This window comes from Paenibacillus sp. NN59, from assembly GCF_057597225.1.
In genome coordinates this window covers 4765879-4787372 of the sequence record NZ_CP199678.1, presented here as the reverse complement: position 1 = coordinate 4787372, position 21494 = coordinate 4765879, and the positions used below count along the sequence as shown (strand labels likewise).

The window sequence follows — 21494 nt, the reverse complement described above, 5'->3', positions numbered from 1 at the left end:
ATGAAAGAATGGTCAGAAGCCATTCGGTGGTGGAATAACAATCAAGTGAAACTGATCGATATCCGCCATAACGTATTGCATTCAGAACAAGAGTTATCGACAACCATTTTACCGGCTCCGGCTTTTTTGATCCTAAGTAAAGGCGAAGCAGACATTCAATTCGGGATAAACCGATTTACATCGGATCAGACACTCATTCTGCATGGTGAAAAAGGTACGTCATTGCGGATTCGTTGTATGAAGCAACCGTTAGATTATTATTTACTGCTATATAAACCGCAATCAGCCCCGTTACCTCTTGAATCATCGGAAGATGGAAGTATACGAGGCGTGAATGCGTTTCAGGGAGGAGAACCCTATTATTTTGCAGCATCATACCCATTAACGCTTCTTACGATTGTGGAAAAAATGGCGGAGTCTTGGACTTCTAGTGATGAACTGGATCGGTTACAGGTGACAGGATTGTTCTATCAACTGGTGTATGAGCACTTTCGCCAGTGGAAGATGGCGCGTCAGCGGCAGGTCGAATCGCTGGAGCTGGCGGAGCAGATCGAAGCCTACATTCAGGAGCACTACGCTCATTCTATCTCCATGGAAAATATGGCTACGCATTTTCATTACAGCACGCATTATCTGGCCAGGGTATTCAAACGCAAGTACGGATGCAGTCCCATGGACTATGTCATTCAGACTCGAATCAAGCGAGCGAAACGTTTGCTGACCGAGACGGAAGCACAGATCCGGGAGGTGGCTGAAAGTGTTGGTTACAAGGATTTGTACTACTTTAGCCGTATTTTCAAACGTATAACAGGTGAGACGCCAGCACAGTATAAAATGCACAGTCATCGAATCAAAGGTTCAAATCGTACGAATAAGAAGTCTGAATCGTTCATTGATGACAGGATCATCGATAGTTATATTGGTAATAACGATAATCATTATCAATACAACACATGGAGCGTGGACGAGTTGAACCTTCGTTTTAAGCCAACATTGGCGGTTAGTTTATTATTTAGTTTATCGCTGCTGCTCGCAGCATGCGGGGCGGGAACTGAACAGTCACAGCCTGCAACGAGTGCAGAACCGGTACAGGAATCTACTCGAACGTATACAGATGCTACAGGAAGAAAGGTTGAGATTCCGGCGCAGCCTTCCAAACCAGTTATCATAACCTATGGCGGATATCTGTTACCTCTCGGAATGAAGCCAGCAGGTGCAAACACGGAAACACTGGAGCAATATCCAGAAGAACTCGCAGGTGTTCCGGACATCGGCTCAGGCAACGGTAACGTTGAAATGATATCAGGTCTGGAACCAGACGTGATCATTGTACCGGACTACACAAGCAAGGAAATTGTAGATACGTATGCCAAAATTGCACCAACCATTACGGTGGCCTGGGGCGGCGATCCTGATGTCATTAATACGCTGAGAACGATGGGCGATATTATGGATCGTAAGGATGAAGCCGAGCAATGGATTGCAAAGTTTGAAGCGAAACTGAAGAGCATTCGCAGTGAACTGAACATTAATATTAAACCGGGCACAACAGCCATGTCGTTTGTGATCTACAATAAAGAGGTATTGCTTGGCGGCGAGGGCGGTACGTTGGGCAAGCTGATCTATGAGGATTTTGGATTCTCCATGCCTGAGCAGTATAAAATCTATTCAGATGGCGGCACAGTGTTGTCCTTGGAAAAACTGGCAGACAAGCCTGCAGATTACTTCTTCACTCAGATGGAAGATGAAGAGATGGATCAGATGATGGAACTGTTTGAGGAACCGGTATATCAGAGTATTCCTGCGATCAAACATAATCGAATTATCAACGTGTCCAGGAACTACTGGAACTATGGGCCGTATCTGGCGGATAAGGGTCTGGACAGTTTGATTGAACAAGTGAAAAAGCTCCAATAGCTGTAATTGCTGTACTAGCAATAACTGAGAGGTTAGCTAATACTGCCTGATCGTAACAGAATACCATGCACGTAACACCATGAATGTATCCATCCGGATTTGTTCATGGTTTTTTTTATAGCATGAGCCGAGAACTGTAAGCAGTGATACTTTTTTAAAAAGATATTGCTAGCGCTTTCATTCTGTGCTAATATCACGGTAATAACAGGATTGTAACCGATCTCAGGGCAAGACCTGTTCCAGTTCATTCGCTTCGTTCGGAAAGATCAGACGATTGATTGCGTTTTTACTATAGTAAACTAATTCAATAACACACCTCATTATTCTCAGGGTTGTTACGTATTGCAGGCAAAACCTGAATTGAGGGCAGTAGACGATGTGATCCAACGTCTGTGTGCCTTTGATTCAGGTTTTTTTTATATATGATCCGCCTGAATGTCATAACCGAAGGGTTGCAACAGTTCATGTCAGCAGAAAGGAGGGCCGATCTTCCGTTCTTCCAAGACCAAGAAATAGAATGATCCAAACCTTGGAATACTGTACCGAGCGGTGCAATCTTCCGAAACTATTTTTCCATCATACACGACTAGACAGCGAGGAGAATAACCAATGAAAAAAATGAAACGTTCTATTGCAGTAGCAGCGATTCTGAGCATGTGTGTATCGGGTCTACCCGCTTATGCAGCAGGGAATACAGCTCCATCCTTGTCCCCGGCTATGGACAAACTGGTAAAAGCCGAGCTTATTCGCGGGAATGGGCAAGGCGTGAACGCGGCTTACCTGAGTAAACATGCCACACGTATTCAAGCCGCGGTGCTTTACTTGCGTTTATCAGGTCTGGAAAAAGAGGCTCTGGCCTATCAAGGAACCGAAACGTATACGGATGCCGCTCAGGCAGGCAAGGTGTTGCAACCCGTCGTTGGATACTTGAAGCAGCATCCTTATTTAGCTGGTGTGGTCACGGATACGGAACATTTTGCGCCTAATGCTCCACTGACAGCAGAGGAATATGCAGATTTGCTACTCAAGGCTCTTGGTTATGAAGCAGGCACGGATTACACTTCAGGAGAAGCTTCCGCATTCGCGGCAAGCCATGGTATCAAATCCCTTCAAGGAAAAGGAACGACACAACTGACCAACCGTTTAATGGCTGAAGCCACGGCACAGGTTTTGCAGGCTCAGCTCAAAAATGGTACAGGTACGCTCGAACAACTCTGGTCCAAACATAAACAGGCGGGAGCGTTTAAACCTCAAACGCTGCAACAAACAAAATACGGTGCCATTGATGGTAAAGCCTATGATCAATACGGCACGCTTGGCTGGCTTGGCGTTCCATATGCGGCGCCTCCGGTAGGCGAACTACGCTGGAAAGCACCACAAGAACCGAAGGCTTGGACAGGCACAAGAGAAGCCAAAGAGTTCGCGGCAAACAGCTTGCAAATTTCCGGTAAAACTACAGTGGGTAGTGAGGATTCCTTATATTTGAACATCTGGCGTCCGAATACAACTAGCACAAAACTTCCGGTCATGGTATTCCTGCACGGCGGCGGTAATATGACTGGATCAGGCAAGGACTTCCAGGGAGAACAGCTTGCACGCAATACAAACAGTATCATTATCTCGGTGAACTACCGTTTGGGAGCACTAGGTTTCTTCCAGAATGCTGCGCTGAAAACAGGCAATGCTCTGGATGATTCCGGCAACTATGGTTTGCTTGATGCATTCCGTGCATTAGAGTGGGTTCAGGATAACATTGCAGGTTTTGGTGGGGACACCGGAAATGTGACACTCGCGGGTCAATCTGCCGGGGCAAGGGATGTTCTGGCAACACTGATCTCTCCGCTTAGCAAGGGATTGTATCAAAAGGCGATTGCATTCAGCGGTGGTTTGACGACAGCTTCACCTGAAGAAGGACAACAGAAATCCGAGGATGCGATCGTGAAGCTGCTTGTACAAGAAGGCAAAGCTGCAAATGAAGGCGAAGCCAAAGCTTGGATCAGCAAGCAAACACCTGCGCAGCTGGAAACATACCTACGTGCATTGCCTGCGGATAAACTAGTGACGGTATTTGGCGCAACGGCCATCCGTATGCAGCCATTCCCGCATTTATTCCGTGATGGTACGGTCATTCCAAAAGAAGGTTTTGATGCGATCAACAGTGGCAAATATACGAAAGTGCCTGTATTGCTCGGTAGCTTGGAAACGGAATTCTCTGCTTTTGCCTTCGGTGATCCGAACTTTGCTCCATCGATCAATGATGGTACATTGTTTACGGATCAGACGAAAGCAGCTCAATATGCGGCTGCAATCAAATATGGCAGCGAGGCATACGCAGGCTTTAATGCGGAGCGAGTTGCTGAAAAGTTAACCAGTGCGGCGAGTCAGCCGCCAGTATATGCATATCGTTTTGCATGGGGAACCCAGCCTGGCGTCATCTCTGAACGTTTGCGTACCTTGTTAGGGGCTCCGCATGGTGCCGATATGGACTTCTATACAGGAAAAGCAGCAGGTATTGCGGCTTACTTCCCTGAAGGTTATTTCAGTGATGCCAACAAGCCTGGACGTGAGCAACTGTCTGCTGCGATGGCAGCTTACCTGAAGCAGTTCCTGTATACGGGCAAGCCAGGTACGGGCGGAACGTCTGAACTTGCTAAATGGACGCCATGGACGAAAAACGCCAAAGCACCGATCATGCGCCTGGATGCGAATAACACAACTGCCGAGATCGGCATGTCCTCCCAGTACAATCAAGGCAAAGAAGCTGTGAACGCGAAGATGAAGCAAGAGCTGTCTGAAGAGACATACGAACTGTTGAACGAAAAAGTGCTTGCAGGCCGTTTCTTCTGGGAGTAAATGAAAAACCACAAAAATTAAGTTAAGAAAAATGACAGCAATTAACTTAAAATGAGAAGGAAGGACAGGGGATCCATGCTCCTGTCCTTTTTATATTGCCTTAAGAATTGATTACTAACTCTGACTTTATGTTCTCTAGCATGCTACCCTTGACTTTCCCCTGCACGGGAGACTGTATACTCACGTTAAGCTAATGGATTGGAGATGATACATTGTTCAAAATCAGTACGTTTGCCAAGCTCAGCAAGCTTTCTTTAAAAACGCTGCGCTATTACGACCAGATCGGTATCCTCAAGCCGCGTAAAGTAGACGAGGACACGGGTTACCGATATTATTCCGCAGATCAGTTGCTCGAACTTAACCGGATTCTGATCTACAAGGAATTGGGCTTTACACTGCCGCAGATCACGCAGCTAGTGAAGGAAGACATCTCGCATGAACAGATTCAGGGCATGCTGAGACTGAAGCGAAGTGAGATTCAGCAAATGATTGATATGGAACAAGCCAGGCTTGTCCGCATTGAGGAACGCATCCAGCTTATGGAAAGCGAAGGACTATGGGAGACAGGCCAGGAGATCCGAATTAAAGCCGAGGCTGCTCAGACCTTCCTGTTCTTTACTGCAAACGGGGGAGAAGAGCGTATTCCGGAACTGCTGGGTCATCTGGATTCACTGCTAACCAAAGACCTGCGCCAATGGATTCAGGGACCACAGGTTGTGTTGTGGCGAGAGGTGGATGGAAAAGAGGATGAATTCGAGTACGAAGTAGGTTACTTCTTAACGGGTCAGCCTCCTGCAGTTGCTGAGCCGTTTCAGATCAGGAATCTACCGCCGGAACCGATGGTCGCCTCTATGGCGTTTCATTCGCATTCGACATTTGATGGGGCAGCCTGTGTGCATTTAGCACGGTGGATCGAGAAAAACAACTACCAGATCAAAGAGAATGAGCCGGGCAGAGAATACTATTTGCCCTTATCTCCTGAACAGGATGCACAGTACATCGAGATTCAGATTCCTATCACATGCAGGTAACGATATAAGTTGAACTAACTTATATCGAAGGCTTAAGTGAAAATGAACATATAGTAGATGGAGTGAGAAGGATTGAAAAATAAAGGCACGATTTATATTCTGGCATTGGCTGTGTTTCTAATCGGCACCATTGAATACATTATTACCGGAATTATTGAGATGATGCCCGCCGATCTTGGCGTATCTACGGCGGAAGCGGGCTTGCTTGTCACGGTATTTGCTCTTGCAGCAGCTATTGTTGCACCTATTTTGATCGCCGTAACCATTAATGCTGACCGAAGGAAACTATTGCTCCTAACCTTTGGGGTATTTATTGCCAGCAATGGCATCATGATGTTGGATCTCTCGTATGAGGCGATGATCTGGATACGCGTCATTCAGGGAGCAAGCGGTGGCATGACCACAGTCGTTGCGATGGCGGCAGCGACAAGGCTTGTGGAGAATGAAAAGCGAGGTAATGCGATTGGAATTATTCTGATGGGATTAAGCAGCTCGCTTGTGCTTGGTGTGCCGATCGGTACATTTTTCAGTGAATGGTTTGGCTGGAGGATGTTATTTATCGTCATTGGTCTGCTCAGTATTGTTCCATTTCTGATTATCTATCGAAAGGTACCTTCCATCCGAGAACAAGAGAAGGTAACCGTGAGCATGCAGCTCTCGTTGTTGAAAAATAAATCGATTATAATCGCATTGATGATGTCACTGTTATATGTGGGCGGCTACGCAACTTTGTTCACGTATATCACGCCGTTTTTGCAAACGACTTCGTCCCTTACCATGACCGAAATTAGCCTGATCTTGTTTTTGGCAGGGATCTGTAGTTTTATGGGTTCCAAATTGGGCGGACAACTGGCGGATGCCAGAGGATCGAAGTTCACCATTTTTCTTGGGTTAGTGTTGCAAGGTCTGACGCTTCTATTATTTGCTGTAACGGGTACACATCTGATCTTGCTGATCCTGGTGCTGATGATATTTATGTTGGCTACATGGAGCATCTCTCCTGCTCAGCAATTATACCTGGTGACGTTAGCCCCTCGTAGTCCGGACATTGCGCTAAGTTTGAATACGTCATTTATCCAATTTGGCTTTGCACTGGGTTCCGGGTTGGGCGGGATTGTGATCAGCCGTTCATCGGTTCTGGCATTGAATTGGGCAGGCTTTGTTGCGGTAGGTTTAGCCGTTTTATTAGCAGTACTACAGTTTGGGGGAGCAAGCAAGAGGAAAAGATTAGCGACTTCTGGACAGGAGATCAATACGCAGTGAGTTGCGGTGAAGTATCAAAAATTGGTCAGACAAAGTCAGAAGGTCAGATTTGGTCAAAATAAATGATACAACGATCTATGTTAATGTATTTAACCGAAATCGCAGATTATTGCCTTAAATCGCATTTTATCGGCTTTGAACCATCGTAGCATCATGAATACAATAATAGATGTAAGCAACAACAAACCCAACCACATTTAAGGAGATGATGTTCATGTTTGATCTGATTCCATTTCGCAGAAGAAATGATGACCCGTTCGGACAGATGCTGAAATCCTTCCATGACATGGTTGACACTTCATTCCTCTCTTCGTTTGGAAGTAGTATGCAACCATTCCGTACCGACATTCGCGAGGAAAACGGCAAATATCTGGTCGAAGCCGAATTGCCTGGCTTTGCCAAAGAAGACATCGATATTCAGGTGCAAGGCAATGAACTCGTCATTCGCGCCAAACGTAATGAACTGGTTGAGCAAAAGGACGACGATAATCGAATGATTCGTCAAGAACGTCGTGCCGGGGAATTTGTCCGCCGTTTCTATGTGGATCATATTGATGAAGAGAATATCAAGGCACGGCTGGAAAATGGAGTGCTGAAGCTGGATATTCCGAAACGTCCAGATGATGAACAGACACGCAGACGTATTCAGATTGACTGATGAAGGCATAAGCATAGTCATTCATAGGAATGCAAGATAGGATTTAAGACGTAAAATGAAATGCAAAAGGACTTAACATCAGAGAACTGATGTTAAGTCCTTTTTTATGTAATACATGTTTCATGTTCCGCAGGCAGGCAGGAACGAATTCCCTTGAGACGATTGGTGGAGCAAGTACATGAAAGGAGTCTGTTCCTGAACAGGAATGCTGGTTTTATTTTTCAGCAGCGGCTTGCATAAGCGCATAAATTTTACGCGTCGTATTAACGTTTCTAACCGTCATGTACGAATAAATCTTCGAGCTTGCAAGTTTATTCATGCCGCTCCGTGTTGCTTCCTCTCGACCAACTGAATACAGGAGCGCACCAGGTACATAAATAAGCTCGCCTACACCGGGTTTCAGAGGCAGCTTCTCCAGAATATCGACATCGTTAATTGCCTCCCACAAAAAGAAAACATCACTTTTGGCCTGATCATCATTGGTCCAACCGGAAGGCAGTGCCTGCATGACAGATGTGATCTCATCCATGTCACGCACGAGAACTTTAATCTGTAAGCCAAAATCCGCAGCAATGGCCTGTTCCAAAATGGCAGATAATTCGGCATGGGCATCGCTTCGTGCCTGATCATCGGCAAAGATGATATTGCCAGAATTGATGTAAGTCACTACCTCTTGCATACCAGCCTGTTCAAACGTTTCTTTCAGCTGTTTCATCCCGATTTTGTTATTGCCGCCCACATTAATACCCCGTAGCAAAGCAACGTAGATCATGTATACATCCCCCAACCACTTGAAAATTTTTAAAAATGAAAAACGCTACTGACATACTGTTGGCAAGAGAGGGTCTTTATAATCAAGATACATATCAAGCAAGCGAGGTTATGTATAAGATCTTAGCAATCTTTGATTAACCCAATATAAAGGAGGACGTTATTATATGTCAGTCATTGGACCCGATTTCATTTCACTTCAGGTGACCAATCTTGAAAGCTCGGCAACGTTTTATCAAAATCATCTTGGTCTGGTCCGTTCACAAGCTGGACCGCCTCATGCAGTCGTTTTTGAAACAAAGCCCATCGCGTTTGCTCTTCGTGATCTTATGCCAGGAGTAAAACTCGGTGCAGACACGCAGCCTGGGCTTGGTGTCGCTCTGTGGCTGCATGCCCCTGATGCACAAGCCATCCACGACAAGCTTCTCGCAGCAGGTGTAGAGATTACATCTGAACCACTCGATGGACCCTTCGGGCGCACCTTCACATTTGCTGACCCCGATGGTTATTTAATCACTCTTCACAGTAAAGCCTGATATACGACTCCCCAAGTGGAACACAGCTAAATTGTAAAGCTGTTACTGTAAGGGGAGTTTTTTTAGTTCCTTATTGTTTATAAAACCATCCCAATTCTCTTCCTCATTCTCATATGCTTCATAAAGATAGATACTCGATAAGGTGTTTTGTATGTACTTCTCCGAGCAGTTCCCTTAATTTTGGCTGAACCTGGACAAGATATTCAGGTTTGGTTTCGTAAGTTTCTTCGTCCTTCACTTCTCCTGAAAATGAACACGCGCTTTCAATCAGGATGGCAAGCGCGGTAAAAAAGTCGGCTAGGGAATCCGCAACTCGTTGTGGTTCTCCACCCTCAAATGCAGCATAGACAGGAGAAGAGGGAGCTTGTGCGTCAACGATAATAGGATCATCATTCACATTGGCGATCACAACATGATGTGGCGGCCAGGAATCGGATTCTTCGTAAGGTTCCTGCATACCGATCCAGCGAAATCCCAGCTGCTGGCGATGCAGATGCTCGGGAGCGACGAAAAAGAGCAGAGCGGCATCGCCGATTTCGACAGCTGCGCTTTTCATTTTCAATGTTCCTTCGGCTTGAGCGTCTACCATCTCGTAGTGACTGTAGAGGTACTCAAGCTCCGGCGAAAGGGAAATACGCTTGTCCACTTCTGGCTGAACTGGAAGCACCCGAGGGCGAAGATCGTGATTTTGAAAAAGCCCGTAGGTTTCATTATATAAGTCTTGTTGTTCTACGAAACGGGTTAAGGCCGCATTCAGTGATTGCATGATATGCCTTCCTCCTAATCAGTTTGTTATGACTCATGTAATAGTTACGAAGAGGGACTGCTTTAGCTTTGGATGCCAGACCAGAACACATTCCAGGTAATAGCCATCGCTTGCTCGTATGATTGCCTTGTCTCGTACACGAGCTGTATATCAAGACCGTCCATCAGAGTGACAAAAGCTAGCGTTGCTTCTTCCGGGCTCAGACGAATCCCCTCATGACTTGCGAACAAAGCGGTTACTTCTTTTTTTAAGGTGCCGAGATATGTCCGGTATTGAGCCAAAACAAAATCATTCACTTCTAGCGGCGCCATAAAGGACAGAATGTACATAAAGGCTACATTGGGCTGAGTAAGGAAGCGATTTTTATGTTCGAGCAAAAAGGCATATAATCTCTGCTCCAGCGTATCTCCTGCAGTGGAAATTCCCAAGAAATCTTGTACAAACTGTTGCTCCTCTTGCACAACTTCCTCATATACTTCCAGCAACAAGTCCTTTTTGGAAGAATAATGATAAGCCAGTGATTGTTTGCGGATACCGGCTTCTTCGGCAATCTGTGCCATCTTGGTCCCTTCATAACCAAAACGATTAAAATGCTGAATCGCAATCTCTTTAATTCGTTTTTTACTCAATGTGTACCCCCAGTGATCGGTCTTCGAACTGCTTCTGCTTTAGAGCGTATACCGAATATAACAAGATGTATATCACTAAAACAGCGATAGAGATAGTATACACTACCGTGTAGGAGAATGCAGATGCCACCAGACCCAGAACCAAAGAGCCGCCGCCGATGCCGAGGTCAAAAAAATTAAAGAATGAAGCCATCGCATTCTCATGCTCATGTTCTTCCACGAGATTGACACACCATGTTTGGATGGCGGGGAAAATGGCACCAAACCCAAAACCGTACAGTGCGCCAGCAATCAGAAAATGGATCTGGTTCTGTGAGAGGATCAGAACGAGGAGTCCGGCGATCGCGAAAAGTGCCGAAGGAAGAAGTACAGACCCTGGACCTAGGCGATCAAACATAGTTCCTGAGAATAGTCTGACGACAAAGCTGGCAATCGCCACAATAAAGAAAAACCAGGCAATATTGCTGAACCCCTTCTCCGCAGCAAACAAAGCGACAAAAGACATGATCGAACCGGCCGCAACGCCAACCATCAGGATGAGCAATGAAGGAAATAATACCTTTTTCTCAATAAGTTTGACGGAAGTGGCAAGATGAACGGAAGATTTGTCCTCAGACTCCCTCCGAGAGTTTCTGGATACAAAAACGGTCATCAGAAGTGCCAATAACAAGATACACATTCCGCCCAAGAACAGGCTCTGGTAGTTGTATTGAAGGAGCAGGCTTGTTCCAATCAATGGACCAACAGATATAGCGACGGTTTCTCCAACTCCGAAATATCCCATGCCTTCCCCACGTCGGCTTTTCGGAATGTTTTCTGTAGCAATTGTTGCAAAATAAGTCGTTGCCAGACCAAAACCGAATCCGTGGATTACACGTAGTACAAGAATTATTCCTATACCTGACGAGAGGTAGTATGCGCCAGTAGCTAATGCACAGATGGCGATGCCAATAATCAAGAGGTGCTTTTTGTCCATCTTTGTTGCCAAAACGGAAGTGAAAGGTCGAACTAATATGGCTGAAAACATAAAAATGCCGGTTACAAGCCCGATCTTTGAAGCATTTCCTCCCAAGCTGGAAACGAATAAAGGTAAGGTGGGGAGCAACATTTCAAAGGCCATAAACAAAAGTGCATTGGCCAGCATGATAAAGATAAACGATTTTCCCCAAATTTTCTGCGGTGATATGTCTGATGTTAGGGTGTTCATGATATTCCTCCAAAATATGTTCTAATATCGCGCGATATGATTGTTGATTTTATCTGACGATAGTCAGGTTGTAAAGGTGTTTTTTCAATTTGAAACAACTATTTCATGTTTAACAGAGTAAAAATATTAACATTTTTAACCCTAATTCCAACATTTTCCGATATAATACTCTGATAAATTAAAATTATAATCTCTCTGAGAGGTGAGTGAGATGACGGTTGATGTCCTTGTACGCAACAATGTAAATGTACTTGGTACAGGCAGTCAGACGATTATGTTTGCGCACGGCTTTGGGTGTGATCAGGATATGTGGCGACATATTGTGCCTGCTTTTTTTGAACAGTACCGGGTTGTTCTCTTTGATTATGTAGGCTCCGGGGAGTCCCAAATTAACTATTATGATGCGCTTAAATATAATGATCTTCATGGCTATGCCCAGGATGTACTTGAGATTATGGAAGTGCTGGAACTTCGGGATGTCATCTTTGTCGGGCATTCCGTCAGCAGTATGATTGGTATGCTTGCCTCCATTCAGGCACCACATTTCTTCAAAAATATCGTTATGCTGGGGCCTTCTCCGCGTTATTTGAATGATCTGCCCCATTATTATGGTGGATTTGAGCGGCGGGATATAGATGAACTGCTGGAGATGATGCAATTAAACTTTATCGGCTGGGCAAGTTATCTGGCCCCCATTGTGATGCAGAACCCGGAACGCAAGCATTTAACGGAAGAGTTGGAAAAGAGCTTTTGCTCCCGTGATCCGCACATCGCCCGGCAATTTGCCGAAGTTACATTCCTGTCTGATTGCCGGATCGAACTGGATCTGGTGTCGGTGCCTACCTTGATTCTGCAGTGCTCAGATGATAGTATCGCTCCTGTAGAAGTGGGAGATTATTTGCATTCCCATCTGAAGAACAGCAGGCTCACTCAGATGAATGCCAGAGGACATTACCCTCATCTGAGTGAACCCGGCGAGACGATTCGATTAATTAAAGATTATCTGGCTAGTGCATAACGTATAGAGGAAAGGCTGTTTTTATGGACATTCAATTAGATACTGCACCTTGTGGATATTTTTCAATATCGGATTCGGGCGTCATTATGTCGGTAAATCAAACGTTGCTGGACATGATTGGGCTTGAACGGGATGAATTGATGGGCAAACATATTGAATCCGTGATGTCCGTCACCAATAAAGTGTTTTTTCATACGTATTTCTATCCGTATATTCAGTTGTATGGTCATGTGGACGAGATGTACTTTTCCTTTCGCAATCGCGAGCAGGAAGACGTCCCGGTGTTGCTCAACGGGGTGCGTCAGATGCGGGACGGGCAACATATAGTGGACTGCGTAGTCGTCATTATGCGTAAACGGATTGAGCATGAAAAGGACATTTTAAATACCAAGACCAAGCTGCAGGAGTTATATCAGGCAACACAAGAGGCGAACCAAGAGCTGGAGCGTCTGCATGAAGAATACAAAATCAAAGAGCAGGCGCTGATTAAAGTCAATGAACAATTGGAATTGATGGCGTCTACGGACTTGCTGACAGGTCTCAAAAACCGTCGGTTTTTCCAGGAAAAAATGGCTCATCATCTATCTCTTTATCATGAGGAACAGCGTGAATTCTCCCTGCTTGTGATGGATATTGACCACTTCAAAAGCATTAACGACACCTACGGACATCCTATCGGTGATCTGGTACTGGGTAACTTGGCTACTCTATTACTATCCATTTCGCGTGAGGTCGATGTGGTGGCACGTTACGGTGGTGAGGAGTTTGTGATCATTCTGGCAAATTGCGGAGAGGAACAAGCCATCAGCATCGCAGAACGATACCGGTCACAAGTAGCTTCTGCGGATTGGGGGGAATATCACGTTACGGTGAGCATTGGCGCGGCAACGATCTCGGCAGCAGATACGGAGCTGTCTGTGTTTCAAAAGGCAGATGATGCACTCTATGCATCCAAGACGGGCGGGCGAAATAGGGTAACCCATGCCGCTAGTTTGGTCCGGCGTTAAGCCGGGCTAAGCATCATAAAAACGGATCAGCAGGCAGAGAATCTTTGCTTACTTGATCCGTTTGTTTATTAGTATAGACGATGGTTAGAAAAGGAAGACAACGTCTATCTCGGGGCCAGATAGCCGTAAGCTTTGGCTGGAGAGCCTGTTTGCAGGCGATAATCTCCCTTTGAGCTGTTCACAAACGCTGGATTGACGTAGCGTGAGTGTGTGTCATTGCCTGTTCCTTGTTGGTACGCTGTAACACCGGAATAGCTTTTATTTTTCCAAACCCAAAGGGCCTCCTGCGCCTCGCCGTTAACGTAATAAAGGTTGTGGTCGAACACATTGCCTGTATTGCTTGTGTACTCGTTGTAGATCAACACGTCTGAGCTGCCAGCGACAACAATATTACGGGTGAAGGTGTTATTTTGGGTATGTGACTGGATCAGGAGCTGTCCGTTGCCTGCGTTTAACGTATCATTGTCTGCGAGTGTATTGTACATGATCTGGCTGTTTTCCGTTGCGCCCCGCTCTTCGTCATAACCTCCTATAGCAATACCGGTTAGTCGATTGGCATAGATCAGGTTATCACGAACGGTGATGTTGCTGGTGGAACGACCGGCGTGCTCCGAAGCTATCTCGATTCCGATATCATTCCGGTATACTTTGTTGGAATCGATGATATGATGGGTGCCGCCGTCTACATAGATCGCTCCGGCCGAATTACTTTTATTCGGAAGTGGAAGCCCGTAAGATGGATTGCGGGTTGATGTGATGTTGTAGATGGTGTTGCCGCGAACGATGCCGTTTCTCGCCCGATCATACGTGTCATCCTCTGAAATGCCCTCATATCCAATCAGATCAATACCGATGTTGTCCGTATCATGGATGGTATTGTTTATAATGGCGAAGGTGTCAACATTGCCGTTAACCGCAAGTGATTCGCTGGAACCTAACACGAGGTCATATAATTCGTTATCTTTAATGATGATATCGCGTAGGGCCTGTGGATGCTCTGTGCCATAGATGGCGATTCCGTGTGCATCTCTGCCTTGCAGTTCATCGCCTTTTGGCGTTGCCCGGCTAGCTATGGCATGAATTTGGTTGCCGAGAAGCTGCACGTTCTCCCCTGCTCCATGTACGTAAATGCCGACAGGGACTTGTCCCGTCTGAGTGGTGGAGAAGCCACGAATCTCCAGATTTGAGATCGTAACATGGCTGACATTGTCCAGTTCGACCATGCCTTCGACGCCGCGTACAGATAATTTCTTGCCATCGAGAATTGCTTTCTCTCCAGGATAACTGGAGATTAACGTAGGTTTGCCTGAAGAAAGCCCGCTACGGGTTATTTTGACTTTCTGGGGGTAGACGCCTTGGCGCAGATAGATCGTACTACCGGGAGAAGCATGATCCGCTGCATACTGAATCGTCTTCCATGGAGAATGGACGGTTCCGGGATTCTTATCGTTTCCCTGTGGTGAAATATAATAGATGGTCTGATCATTCGTTTCGGTTCGGACATCTGGTTGTTGAGGAATAGAGAAGGCTCGATCCTGGCAGCCCGAAGATGTGAACAACGTGAGGATTAGAGCAGGGAGCAGGATGAAACGAAACAAGGATATTCCTCCTTTAATTACAATCTGAAAGCTAATTATATCAGATTTGAATGGTAGAATAAGCCATGATATGCTTGGAAAAGTCATGAAATGGAGAGGAGTTGTGGAATGATGAATAATCTGTCTGCTGATGAATTAATGGATCAGGAAAATCACGCCTGGCCGGAGCTCAAAGCGCTTATGGATCAGGGGGAGAATACATATACCTATGTTCCGGCAAAGCCGGAGATGGGCAAGAATACGCTGCACCAGCTCCAAGTGAGCACGCGTTCCTATCTGGGGGCTGTCGCCTATGAGACGGAGGGCATGGTGGTGGATTATGGATGGATTACGTTGCTGGGCGCAGGCGGTGAGAGTGTATATGGCAGTCTGGCCAGCTGGAATGGCTTGAGTGCTGAACCTGCTGTAGAGGCATTGCCGGGCATGATGGTCGTGGCCTATGATGTGGCTGGAGGTTTTTTTGCTCTGGATACCGGGAAGTTCGATGGCTCGGGACAGATTTATTATTTTGCACCGGATGCCTTGGAGTGGGAATCAACAGAGCTCTCGTTCTCCGAGTTTATGACTTGGCTGGCTGAGGGTGATCTGCAATTATTTTACGAAACGTTTCGCTGGAAAGGCTGGCAGGAAGATATGGCGCAACTGAACAAAGGCCAAGTGTTTGCTTATTTTCCTCCGCTCTGGACGAAGGAAGGTAGCGGAAAGAAAAGCAGCAAAACGCCAGTTGATATTGCTGAAGCTTGGAAAGCGGCACTTGAAGCGAAAAACTGATCAAGCTTAGAGAGGGCGAATAGGGATGAATGACCAGAATGATCGTGCAAGTGTGACGCGTATTCAGTCTCATTATGGTATTGTTTTTCCACAGGACTATCTGGACTTTATTCAACTACACGGCGATGCTTCCTTTGATCTGATACAGGGCACAGAGACGGAAGATTGGGACATTCGTTTTCATGTACTGGATGATCAGTTTATTGCCAATAATGCTGCGTTGGTGGATGAAGTCAATCCTGATCCGCGGCGAATTATTCCGATTGCGTGGAGTGTCAGCAGCGGCAACAACTATTTGCTCGATTATCGTGAGAACGAAGAGGTGCCCTCCGTGCTGGTGATGGAACATGAACTGGCGATGGTTCGTGAAGATGCGGAGAGTGAAGCCGAGACGATGGAAGAGGCACAGCAGCTGATGGAGGAAAATGTGAAGCCGCTTGCTGCTCATTTCCAGTCATTTGCGGCCCTTCTCCAGTTACGGTCATCACAAGCGTAGGGTTTGTATTGGAGAAAGCAAAAGAAGCAAAAGGCTCGCAAACAGGTGCGAGCCTTTTTTACATAAGTTGAACTTGTAATTTTAGCGGTACACTCCGACGACAGGAGCACGCTACATTAGCGACCCGAGGGTACAGAGGTTAAATCACGATTCGAAACTGAAGTAGCTTTACTATGCCATAACGTCAGTCCAAGCGAAATGAGACATACGACCAGCAGGCAGCCGTATACTACATGATAAGCTTCTTGTAGCGTTACTCCGGGTATGGCGTGCAGAAGCAAACCACACACGGCGACAGACACCGAACCACCAAAGAACTGGATCAGCTGCAACAAGCCCATGCCAGAACCAATCTGGTTTCTAGGCAGTACACGTGAAGCTTCGTTATTCAGGGAGGCCATGGAGGCTGATAGTGCTGGCGAGAAGAACACGTAACCGCCTGTAATGATCAGGGCAGACTGGTCAAGTCCAAGCATAAACAACACCAGAACTGCCGCCAGCATACACTGCCCGATCAGCATAAACCGCATATTGCCATACCGATCTATCCAGCGCCCGACATAACGGGTAAAAAATGCCGAGATGATCGCTCCGGGGGCAATGAGCAAACCTATGGCAAGGGCAGAACGATGATACAGGTCCGCAAGCACTAACGGCATAAGGAACAGATTTCCGAGATTAACCACGAGTACGCAGAACCCAATGATAATAAGCCTGGTGAAACCCGGTGTCCGAAATACCTGTGGGTTCACAAAAGGCAACCTTGCTTTGCGAATATAAAGAATATGAGTAGCCAGAGAGACTATGCCGATGACAAGCCATATCCATGACCGCTGTGTGATGGCTACCAGCAAGGTGGTTGCATTAACAATGGTGAGTAGTGCGCCTGTAAGGTCAAATGGCTGTTCTTTGTTCACGGTCTCCCGTGGTAAAAAATAGAGCAATACCGGCAGGGCCAGTAGCACCAGCACCGTAATCGCAAACAATCCGTTCCAGCCCATGTACTCGCTGATCAGTCCGCCAACAATGGGGCCAAGACCAAAAGCCATTGCGCTACCTGATGAGATGAGAGCCAGAGCTGCACCGCGTCGTTCCACCGGAATGTATCGGCTTGCAATGACCAGACCGAGTCCAGCCATAACTCCGGCCCCTGCAGATTGCAGAATACGCGTCGTGAGCAACAAGGCAAAGTTATGTGCGAACAAACCAAGCACGGACGAGCAACCGAGAATCAAGAGCCCAACGGTGACCAGCTTACGTACCGGAATTCGGTCAGACAAGCGGCTGTAAATTACGGTAGACAAGGCATATCCGATAGAATAACTGGAGATAACCCAGGAGCCCAGGTCAGAAGTGATCTGAAGATCACGGATAATGACAGGCAACGAAACATTAAACATGGTTGTGTTCATGACCACGATGAACAGACAACATGTCCAGAGTGGCATTACAATTTTTTCTTTCACGTAACCATTCCTGTCTTGTATGAAGTTATTGTATGATATGAACAGACTTTGACATTAGTATTACATATGATGGAGACAAAACAATATTCTATTTTACACCTCCAATGTTAATATGGCAATAGTGTCATATTTATTCGAGTGACTACATAACAGGCGTAATCAGGTTTAAGAACAATTAGGATGAAGGAGATTAGTATTATGAAGCCAGAATTATTAGAGTCCCACAGTGTGTTCCCAACCCTTGATATGAGGAAAACGGCTGCATTTTATGAAGAAAAATTAAAATTTCGTGTCGTTGAATACTTGGATGTCGCAGAGCCGCATGTCTGTCTGTACCGTGATTCTACCGAGATTATTTTAACCCAAAGTAATGGACAAAAGGTGATTCCGAATCGAGAATTGTATGGCTACGGATATGATGCCTATTTCATTACGAAACAGCAGGAAGAACTCGAACAAGAGTTGATCGATGCGGGTGTAACGATTGTTCGTTCCTTCCATCATTCTGATTATAATAACAAAGAATTTGTGATCGAGGATATTGATGGACGATGGATTGCCTTTGGCATCAAGCAGGGGTTGTAGAAGGTACTGGAATAGAAGCAAGAAGCAAGACCCGAGAAGCACCAAACAATCTATCTATGGTATGAAAAAATAACCCGGATAAACAAACAGGCGCCCTTCAAAAAAGGGGCGCCTGTTTGTTTATCCAATCTATAAAAGCTTACAACGGTGTACAACGATACATCGTGTATCAACTAAGCCGCCGTGGTTTGTTTGCCGCGATTGCGAATCCATTTGATGACATCCATCAGGATAACCGCGCCGAGCGCAAGCCCACCTGCGATCAGGAGCTCATCCCAGCCGAAGGTGTCAGGAATGGCAAAGATGCTGCGAACACCCGGAATCAGTGTAATGCCATAGAGGCAGAGACAGACCACAATCGAACCAAGCACGAGCTTGTTGGTCAGGAAGCCAACCTGGAAGATGGTCTGGGTGTTGGAACGTGCCGCGAAGGTTTGCAGACTGCGCGCCAGGATCAGTGTAGTAAACGCCATCGCAACACTCATCTCTTCCGAGATACCGAGACCGATATATTGCGACACAATTACGGCAACGCCGATGAGCAACCCGCGGGTGATAACAGCCTGCAACGTTCCGCCTGCAAAAATGCCCTCGTTAATGTCACGCGGCTCGCGTCGCATCACATCCGGTTCAGCCTTCTCCGTGCCGAGCGCAATAGCCGGCAAGGAGTCGTTGACCAGGTTGATAAACAGCAGCTGTAGCGCTGTGAATGGATTGACCCAGCCGACAACCAGTGCGAAGAGGATGGCGATAATGGCGCCGAGGTTTCCGGCGAACAGATAGGCGATAGCCTTTTTAATATTATCAAATACCATCCGTCCAACGCTGACCGCATTCACAATGGATACAAAATTATCGTCAGTCAGGATCATCGCCGCCGCATCTTTGGCGACATCCGTTCCACTTCCCATGGCTACGCCGATATCGGCCTGTTTCAGTGCAGGAGCATCGTTGACGCCATCTCCGGTCATGGCTGCAACTTTACCTTTGCGCTGCCATGCACGCACGATCCGAATTTTATTTTCGGGGGATACCCGTGCATAGACGGAGATATGCTCCAGCTGCCCATCCAGCTCTTCATCCGTCATCTTATCCAGCTCGGCACCGGTGATCGCGAGATCATCTTTGTTTGCCAGTCCGATATCAATACCAATAGCCTGAGCTGTAGTTTTGTGGTCACCCGTGATCATAATGGTGCGAATGCCTGCTTTTTTCGACTCCTCAATCGAGCCATAAACCGCTTCACGCGGTGGATCAATCATGGCTGTCAGGCCGACTAATGTCAGATCGGATTCGTCTTCGGGAGTGACCTCTTTTTTGTCATTGAAACGTTTGTAAGCGTAGGCTAGCACCCGGAAAGCGCGTTTGGAGAAGGCCTCATTTTTTTCTTCGAATTGAGTACGAATCTCAGGAGTCAACGGTTGTACTTCACCATGGATAAATACATGACTGCAGCGACTGAACAACACATCCGGGCCACCTTTGGTCAGCAAAGCAGTCTGTCCCTCAAAGGTATGCACCGTGCTCATGAGCTTGCGGTCCGAGTCAAACGGAAGCTCGGCTTCCCGTGGAAACTGATCCCGGATTTCGTTGTAATCCTTGTTCACGCTGTTGCTAAACGCAATGAGTGCAACTTCGGTGGGATCACCAAGCTCCTTGCCCTCCTGGTTGATGTTCGAATCATTGCAAAGTACGGCAATATGTAACAACCGACGTTCTTCTTCCGACCATTCGGCAGGATCATCGGGAAACTCGTCTTTTGTACCATGGGGAATGTAATAATCCACAACGGTCATTTTATTCTGAGTGAGTGTACCGGTTTTATCCGTGCAAATAATGCTGGCCGATCCCAACGCTTCCACCGCGGGCAATCTGCGAATAATCGCATGTTGCTTGGCCATCTTGCTGGTACCAAGAGAGAGTACAATGGTGACGATGGACGAGAGAGCTTCAGGTATGGCGGCCACAGCGACGGCTACAGCAAACATCAGCGCATTGATCAGTGATGGTCCTATATTTTCGGTGCCTTCTGTCAGCCACACCCGTCCTGCTTCAATGGCAAAAATAAGAATCGACAGACCCAGGATGAAAAAGCCTAGTTTTTTGCTGAATGATTCCAGTTTGCGTTGCAGTGGTGTTTCCTTCGCCTCCGCATTTTCAATCAATTCAGCGATTTTACCGATTTCGGTTTTTAGTGCCGTACCTGTAATGACAATCGTGCCGCGACCATATACAACTAGCGATCCACTGAATGCCATATTGCGCCGATCCCCAATTCCAGCCTCTTCCGGAATCACATCCGCATGTTTTTCTGCAGCTTCGGATTCACCAGTCAGCATGCCTTCGTTGATTTTGAGACTGCCGGATTCCAGAATACGCCCGTCTGCCGGTACGTAATCCCCTGCATCTAATAGAACGATATCACCTGGAACCAGTTCCCGTGCAGGAAGCGTCTGCTTCTGACCATCTCGAATGACCTTGGCCTCGGGGGCTGACATCTGGCGAAGGGCATCTAGTGAGCTTTCCGCTTTCTTGGTCTGCACCACGCTAATGATAGCGTTAAGCAGAATGACGAGAAAGATGATCAAGGATTCGATCAGATGCCCAAGCACAACTTGTACAGCAGCTGCGATGAGTAGCACGATGACCATCGGATCTTTAAAATTTTCAAGGAACAGTTTCCAGATCGGTGTTGCATCTTTTCCTTTTAACTCGTTATATCCTACGGATTCTAATCTTTTCGTTGCTTCGGATGTGGAAAGACCTCTCTCGGAACTTTGTACCTCCTGCAATACTTCGTCTGCACTGCGCCTGTAATGTTGCAATCGACCAGCTCCTCGGCATGTGATTTATATGTGTATTACCCGGATGGACAAAATCTAGAATCGCCAAGGGATGTTGTTTTTCAACATTTTATATGTA

The 21494-nt window shown here is 46.5% G+C and carries 18 protein-coding genes; 11 read left to right on the top strand and 7 right to left on the bottom strand.

Features of this window, described 5'->3' with window-relative positions:
* The 5 genes from ACT89M_RS20905 to ACT89M_RS20885 all read left to right on the top strand — a co-directional run bounded on the left by ACT89M_RS20905 (position 1) and on the right by ACT89M_RS20885 (position 7722).
* Positions 1-1917, top strand: a complete 1917-nt coding sequence (locus ACT89M_RS20905) for an AraC family transcriptional regulator (RefSeq protein WP_487344797.1) — start codon at positions 1-3, stop codon at positions 1915-1917.
* Between the two features lie 609 nt (positions 1918-2526).
* On the top strand, positions 2527-4770 hold the full coding sequence (locus ACT89M_RS20900) for a carboxylesterase/lipase family protein (RefSeq protein WP_487344796.1): 2244 nt from the start codon (positions 2527-2529) through the stop codon (positions 4768-4770).
* A gap of 212 nt (positions 4771-4982) precedes the next feature.
* Positions 4983-5801 (top strand): MerR family transcriptional regulator, encoded by an 819-nt coding sequence (locus ACT89M_RS20895; RefSeq protein ID WP_487344795.1) that lies wholly within the window; start codon positions 4983-4985, stop codon positions 5799-5801.
* 72 nt (positions 5802-5873) lie between these two features.
* The gene (locus ACT89M_RS20890) at positions 5874-7064 is read left to right on the top strand and encodes an MFS transporter (RefSeq protein WP_487344794.1); all 1191 of its coding nucleotides are present in this window, start codon (positions 5874-5876) and stop codon (positions 7062-7064) included.
* A 214-nt stretch (positions 7065-7278) separates the two neighbouring features.
* Positions 7279-7722 carry an Hsp20/alpha crystallin family protein gene (locus tag ACT89M_RS20885; RefSeq protein ID WP_154887840.1) on the top strand — a complete coding sequence of 148 codons (444 nt, stop codon included), beginning with the start codon at positions 7279-7281 and terminating at the stop codon, positions 7720-7722.
* Between the two features lie 214 nt (positions 7723-7936).
* On the opposite strand, the gene ACT89M_RS20880 is transcribed toward ACT89M_RS20885, so the two are convergent.
* The gene (locus ACT89M_RS20880; protein ID WP_308722869.1) at positions 7937-8494 is read right to left on the bottom strand and encodes a DUF1697 domain-containing protein; all 558 of its coding nucleotides are present in this window, start codon (positions 8492-8494) and stop codon (positions 7937-7939) included.
* Between the two features lie 166 nt (positions 8495-8660).
* Here ACT89M_RS20880 and ACT89M_RS20875 point away from each other — a divergent pair, with 166 nt between their 5' ends.
* Positions 8661-9029: a VOC family protein gene (locus ACT89M_RS20875; RefSeq protein ID WP_154887844.1), complete on the top strand. Its 369-nt coding sequence runs from the start codon at positions 8661-8663 to the stop codon at positions 9027-9029.
* Positions 9030-9147: 118 nt separating this feature from the next.
* Here ACT89M_RS20875 and ACT89M_RS20870 read toward each other — a convergent pair whose 3' ends face one another.
* From ACT89M_RS20870 to ACT89M_RS20860, 3 genes are all read right to left on the bottom strand, one after another.
* Positions 9148-9795: a hypothetical protein gene (locus ACT89M_RS20870; RefSeq protein WP_154887846.1), complete on the bottom strand. Its 648-nt coding sequence runs from the start codon at positions 9793-9795 to the stop codon at positions 9148-9150.
* Between the two features lie 62 nt (positions 9796-9857).
* Complete coding sequence (locus ACT89M_RS20865) at positions 9858-10424, bottom strand: TetR/AcrR family transcriptional regulator (RefSeq protein WP_154887848.1); 567 nt, start codon at positions 10422-10424, stop codon at positions 9858-9860.
* Complete coding sequence (locus tag ACT89M_RS20860) at positions 10417-11631, bottom strand: MFS transporter (RefSeq protein ID WP_154957866.1); 1215 nt, start codon at positions 11629-11631, stop codon at positions 10417-10419. The genes ACT89M_RS20865 and ACT89M_RS20860 overlap by 8 nt, the downstream gene beginning before the upstream one ends.
* 211 nt (positions 11632-11842) lie before the next feature.
* On the opposite strand from ACT89M_RS20860, the gene ACT89M_RS20855 reads away from it, so the two are divergent.
* Both ACT89M_RS20855 and ACT89M_RS20850 read left to right on the top strand, forming a co-directional pair.
* On the top strand, positions 11843-12649 hold the full coding sequence (locus tag ACT89M_RS20855) for an alpha/beta fold hydrolase (RefSeq protein ID WP_154957865.1): 807 nt from the start codon (positions 11843-11845) through the stop codon (positions 12647-12649).
* A 23-nt stretch (positions 12650-12672) separates the two neighbouring features.
* The gene (locus tag ACT89M_RS20850; protein WP_154887854.1) at positions 12673-13656 is read left to right on the top strand and encodes a sensor domain-containing diguanylate cyclase; all 984 of its coding nucleotides are present in this window, start codon (positions 12673-12675) and stop codon (positions 13654-13656) included.
* A 104-nt stretch (positions 13657-13760) separates the two neighbouring features.
* Here the strand turns inward: ACT89M_RS20850 and ACT89M_RS20845 are convergent, their stop codons facing one another.
* Positions 13761-15254, bottom strand: coding sequence for a right-handed parallel beta-helix repeat-containing protein (locus ACT89M_RS20845; RefSeq protein ID WP_261764463.1), 1494 nt, complete (start codon positions 15252-15254; stop codon positions 13761-13763).
* A 111-nt stretch (positions 15255-15365) separates the two neighbouring features.
* Between ACT89M_RS20845 and ACT89M_RS20840 the strand changes: the two genes are divergently transcribed.
* Together ACT89M_RS20840 and ACT89M_RS20835 are read left to right on the top strand one after the other, a co-directional pair.
* The gene (locus ACT89M_RS20840) at positions 15366-16025 is read left to right on the top strand and encodes a DUF2625 family protein (protein ID WP_154958074.1); all 660 of its coding nucleotides are present in this window, start codon (positions 15366-15368) and stop codon (positions 16023-16025) included.
* A gap of 25 nt (positions 16026-16050) precedes the next feature.
* On the top strand, positions 16051-16521 hold the full coding sequence (locus tag ACT89M_RS20835) for an SMI1/KNR4 family protein (protein ID WP_308722868.1): 471 nt from the start codon (positions 16051-16053) through the stop codon (positions 16519-16521).
* 116 nt (positions 16522-16637) lie between these two features.
* Here the strand turns inward: ACT89M_RS20835 and ACT89M_RS20830 are convergent, their stop codons facing one another.
* Complete coding sequence (locus tag ACT89M_RS20830) at positions 16638-17987, bottom strand: MFS transporter (protein ID WP_308722867.1); 1350 nt, start codon at positions 17985-17987, stop codon at positions 16638-16640.
* A gap of 198 nt (positions 17988-18185) precedes the next feature.
* Here ACT89M_RS20830 and ACT89M_RS20825 point away from each other — a divergent pair, with 198 nt between their 5' ends.
* Positions 18186-18572 carry a VOC family protein gene (locus ACT89M_RS20825; protein WP_154887860.1) on the top strand — a complete coding sequence of 129 codons (387 nt, stop codon included), beginning with the start codon at positions 18186-18188 and terminating at the stop codon, positions 18570-18572.
* A 173-nt stretch (positions 18573-18745) separates the two neighbouring features.
* Here ACT89M_RS20825 and ACT89M_RS20820 read toward each other — a convergent pair whose 3' ends face one another.
* A complete protein-coding gene (locus tag ACT89M_RS20820) occupies positions 18746-21397 on the bottom strand; it encodes a cation-translocating P-type ATPase (protein WP_154887862.1) in 2652 nt (883 codons plus the stop codon).
* Positions 21398-21494 lie beyond the last annotated feature (97 nt).

Bases quoted from the DNA above. Each gene is read 5' to 3' on its own strand.
- ACT89M_RS20825 (WP_154887860.1), top strand. From the start codon at position 18,186: ATGAAGCCAGAATTATTAGAGTCCCACAGTGTGTTCCCAACCCTTGAT.
- ACT89M_RS20850 (WP_154887854.1), top strand. From the start codon at position 12,673: ATGGACATTCAATTAGATACTGCACCTTGTGGATATTTTTCAATATCG.
- ACT89M_RS20900 (WP_487344796.1), top strand. From the start codon at position 2,527: ATGAAAAAAATGAAACGTTCTATTGCAGTAGCAGCGATTCTGAGCATG.
- ACT89M_RS20870 (WP_154887846.1), bottom strand. From the start codon at position 9,795: ATGCAATCACTGAATGCGGCCTTAACCCGTTTCGTAGAACAACAAGAC.
- ACT89M_RS20880 (WP_308722869.1), bottom strand. From the start codon at position 8,494: ATGATCTACGTTGCTTTGCTACGGGGTATTAATGTGGGCGGCAATAAC.
- ACT89M_RS20905 (WP_487344797.1), top strand. From the start codon at position 1: ATGAAAGAATGGTCAGAAGCCATTCGGTGGTGGAATAACAATCAAGTG.
- ACT89M_RS20840 (WP_154958074.1), top strand. From the start codon at position 15,366: ATGAATAATCTGTCTGCTGATGAATTAATGGATCAGGAAAATCACGCC.
- ACT89M_RS20885 (WP_154887840.1), top strand. From the start codon at position 7,279: ATGTTTGATCTGATTCCATTTCGCAGAAGAAATGATGACCCGTTCGGA.
- ACT89M_RS20875 (WP_154887844.1), top strand. From the start codon at position 8,661: ATGTCAGTCATTGGACCCGATTTCATTTCACTTCAGGTGACCAATCTT.
- ACT89M_RS20855 (WP_154957865.1), top strand. From the start codon at position 11,843: ATGACGGTTGATGTCCTTGTACGCAACAATGTAAATGTACTTGGTACA.
- ACT89M_RS20860 (WP_154957866.1), bottom strand. From the start codon at position 11,631: ATGAACACCCTAACATCAGACATATCACCGCAGAAAATTTGGGGAAAA.
- ACT89M_RS20835 (WP_308722868.1), top strand. From the start codon at position 16,051: ATGAATGACCAGAATGATCGTGCAAGTGTGACGCGTATTCAGTCTCAT.